The following is a 3,139-nucleotide window of genomic DNA, read 5'->3' as shown; positions in this document are numbered from 1 at the left end:
GAATAAAAACGTTGTACAACAATGCATATATTTTATTGCTAGGTTCTAGCCTGCTTACGAAAGTCCTCGCGGACTTTCTATTCGGTTTTTATTTACTAACTTAGTGACTTAATCACGCAACAAACCATATGCTAAACCGTTGTGCGTCATTTAAGAAAAACCGTGAGATACAAGAAAATAAGAGGATTAAAACGAAAAGTTGCTAATATTCAAAATTGGATAAATGAATATTTGGAACTCAATGTTAAGCACTTGAATGAACATAAATACGAATATGCAAAAGTTTATGTTGACCCTTGGGACAATCTGACTTTGACCGACAGCCAGATTCCTGAACCGAAAGGAAAAGCGAAAAAAGATATTCTCAACGGACTTGAAAAAATCTATAACAGTTGGAAAACTGAATTGGATAAATTAAGCAAACCGTATTATTTAAAAATATGGTTGTACGAACCAAGGATTTCTAAATCACAAGTCGTATGCGCAATTGACGAAAAGATTGAGTATTACGAAAACATATTTGAGAAAGCGGATTTTAAGCCAAATGACTCATCATTTACCAATCAATTGAGTTCTGATTTTAAATGGCAACCGAAAGTTGACGAAGAACCTTATTGGAAAAGTGATTTGCTTTGGCCAATTGACCAATACGAACGAATTGAAGACAGTTATTCCGACAGAAGACTTTTGACCAAATTGGAAAAAGGGAATTATAAGAATAAAGAAATTGAAAGTCCAAATGGAAATAAAGACACGATTTATTTATTACCAAAAGGGAAAATTTGGGTTGGAGAAAAATAAAAACGAACGCACAACAATGGCTATAAGTAATTGCTTGTTCTCGCCTACTTTGGAAATTCCTGCGGAATTTCCAACTTGGTGTGTACTTGTAAAGTTAAGTGCTAAACCACGCAACTACTCATAGCCAAGACCGTTGGCAACAAGCTAAAAAAACCGATAGAATAACATCAAAACAATGGAACTAATAGCTGAATGGAATAAAATAAGAAAGCACTTTAATAAAAGTTTCAGCTCGAATTTTTATGTTTCAGTTGCATCAGTTGATTCCGAAAATAATCCGACAGTAACACCGATTGGCTCAATGTTTCTGAATGATAATCAGACTGGGTTTTATTTTGAAAAATTCCCTTCAAAATTACCTAAACACGCAGAGAAAAATCCAAACGTCTGTCTTTTAGGAGTCAATAGCGGAAGATTTTTTTGGATAAAATCGTTGTTTAAAGGTGTGTTTTCTGATTATCCAGCGATAAAGCTATATGGCGTACTTGGAATAAAACGGAAAGCAACCGAGAAAGAAATTAGCCGACTAAACCGACGAATGAAAGTGACAAACGGACTGAAAGGAAATACATATTTGTGGAAAAAAATGGAATACGTTAGAGAGATAAAATTCACGAAAGCGGAAAAAATAAATATTGGTAAAATGACCGATAAACTTTGAGAAAAGCCAGTTGCCAACATCGTGTATAAAAAAATGCTACATTAGTGCTTAAATAAAGATCGTTGCACTTTTGTTACGTCTGATTTTCCTGCGGAAAATCCTCGCTCACAAAAAACGCAACTTTTCATACACAAACACGTTGGCAACAATTATGACAAACCCAAATACAACGATTTTAGAATCTAAATTAAAGAGACATAAAATTTCCTATTCTAATGAAAATGGAATAATTATAATTGGAAAACCTAAAACTGATTATTCAATGATATTCGGACTTGTTGCATTCCCAATAATTGCAGCTATTGGAATTTGCTTGTTATTAATTTTGAGTGATTTTGATTTTATAGGAGCAAATCGTGGGAAAATCATTGCAGCAATTATTTTTCTGTTCGGAACTGGGTTTTTCAATCTTTCCAGAGTAAGTTCTAAAAAACAAGCAAACGATAATTTAAAAACTTTAGAATATAAAGTTATTAAAATCAAAAACGAATTTGGACAATATACTTTTGATGCAAAAAACATATTGGATTTCGAATATTCAGCTGAACAAGTTGGTGAAGAAACTTATGAAGGAAATTTGTATTTAATCGATAAAGATGAAAGAAAACATCAAATACTCGGATTTGACGATGAAAATGAGAAATATGTTATAGATGATCTAAAATGGTTTTCGGAATATTTAATAAAACACACGGAATTAAAGTAACTGTTGCCAACAACGTGTATAATTAATGGCTAGTTCTCGCCTACTTACGAAAATCCTCGCGGATTTTCTATTCGGTTTTTATTTGCTAACTTAGGTGCTTAAACACGCAACAAAGCATACACAAGACCGTTGGCAATAATTTAAAAAACACCCAGAATGCAAGAAAATTACGAATTATTAAACCAAGTCAATGAATTTTACAATTCTGCTTGGGAGAAATTAATTATTATAGGTTCTATAGCTTTTGCGATAGTTGGAATTATTATACCATTAATTATTCAATGGTACCAAAAGAAACAGTTGAAAGTTAGTGAAGAAAAGTTAGAAAACAAATTCAAAAAAGAAATTGAGTCTCTTAAAGAAAGTATTAAGGAAGATATTAAAGATATTTTAAAAGAAGAAATTAAGGATTTTGAGAAAAAGATAGATAAAATAGATAATGCATCAAACGCAAAACTACTGCATCTTCAAGGTCAAAAATCTATGACAAGCAAAAATTATGATGCAGCATTATGGAATTTCTTAAAGTCAGCGAGACTTTATTCAAAATCTGACGAGTATGGAAATCTTCAAGCAATGCTTGAAATGATAGAAAGTTTATTGGATAAAATTACTAAAGAAAACCTTGATGACATTAAAATAACCCAAAATTGTGATGCTCAAGATATAATAAACAAAATTCAAGAATATGACGAGAAAAATGCTCTTGATAGAATAATAGTTCGAATAAATTTAAAATTAGCGAAACTTGAAAAATAAAAACTATTGCCAACACAGTATAAAAATAATTGCGGTTTGGTGCTTAATCAAAATGTCGTTGCGTGTTTGTTACGTCTGATTTTCCTTCGGAAAATCCTCGCATACAAACCCGCAACTATTCTTATACATAAACGTTAGCAACAACTTTGACCAAACCAACAAATGAAGGAACACAAATATTTACTTTTAAGTGACAAACCTAGAGTTGGAAC

At 31.8% G+C, this 3,139-nt stretch carries 4 protein-coding genes; all 4 read left to right on the top strand.

The window, feature by feature from the left end:
• Positions 1-141: 141 nt before the first annotated feature.
• The 4 genes from ACVC3Y_RS00420 to ACVC3Y_RS00405 all read left to right on the top strand — a co-directional run bounded on the left by ACVC3Y_RS00420 (position 142) and on the right by ACVC3Y_RS00405 (position 2,927).
• The gene (locus tag ACVC3Y_RS00420; RefSeq protein WP_452225768.1) at positions 142-801 is read left to right on the top strand and encodes a hypothetical protein; all 660 of its coding nucleotides are present in this window, start codon (positions 142-144) and stop codon (positions 799-801) included.
• Positions 802-976: 175 nt separating this feature from the next.
• Entirely contained in the window at positions 977-1,462 is a 486-nt protein-coding gene (locus ACVC3Y_RS00415) for a pyridoxamine 5'-phosphate oxidase family protein (protein WP_452225767.1), read from the top strand.
• Between the two features lie 151 nt (positions 1,463-1,613).
• Positions 1,614-2,168: a hypothetical protein gene (locus ACVC3Y_RS00410; RefSeq protein WP_452225766.1), complete on the top strand. Its 555-nt coding sequence runs from the start codon at positions 1,614-1,616 to the stop codon at positions 2,166-2,168.
• A gap of 156 nt (positions 2,169-2,324) precedes the next feature.
• Positions 2,325-2,927, top strand: a complete 603-nt coding sequence (locus ACVC3Y_RS00405) for a hypothetical protein (RefSeq protein ID WP_452225765.1) — start codon at positions 2,325-2,327, stop codon at positions 2,925-2,927.
• Positions 2,928-3,139 lie beyond the last annotated feature (212 nt).

It is taken from the genome of Lacinutrix cladophorae, assembly GCF_053604645.1.
Note: the sequence above shows the minus strand (reverse complement) of the source record. Positions and strands in the feature narration are given on the sequence as shown.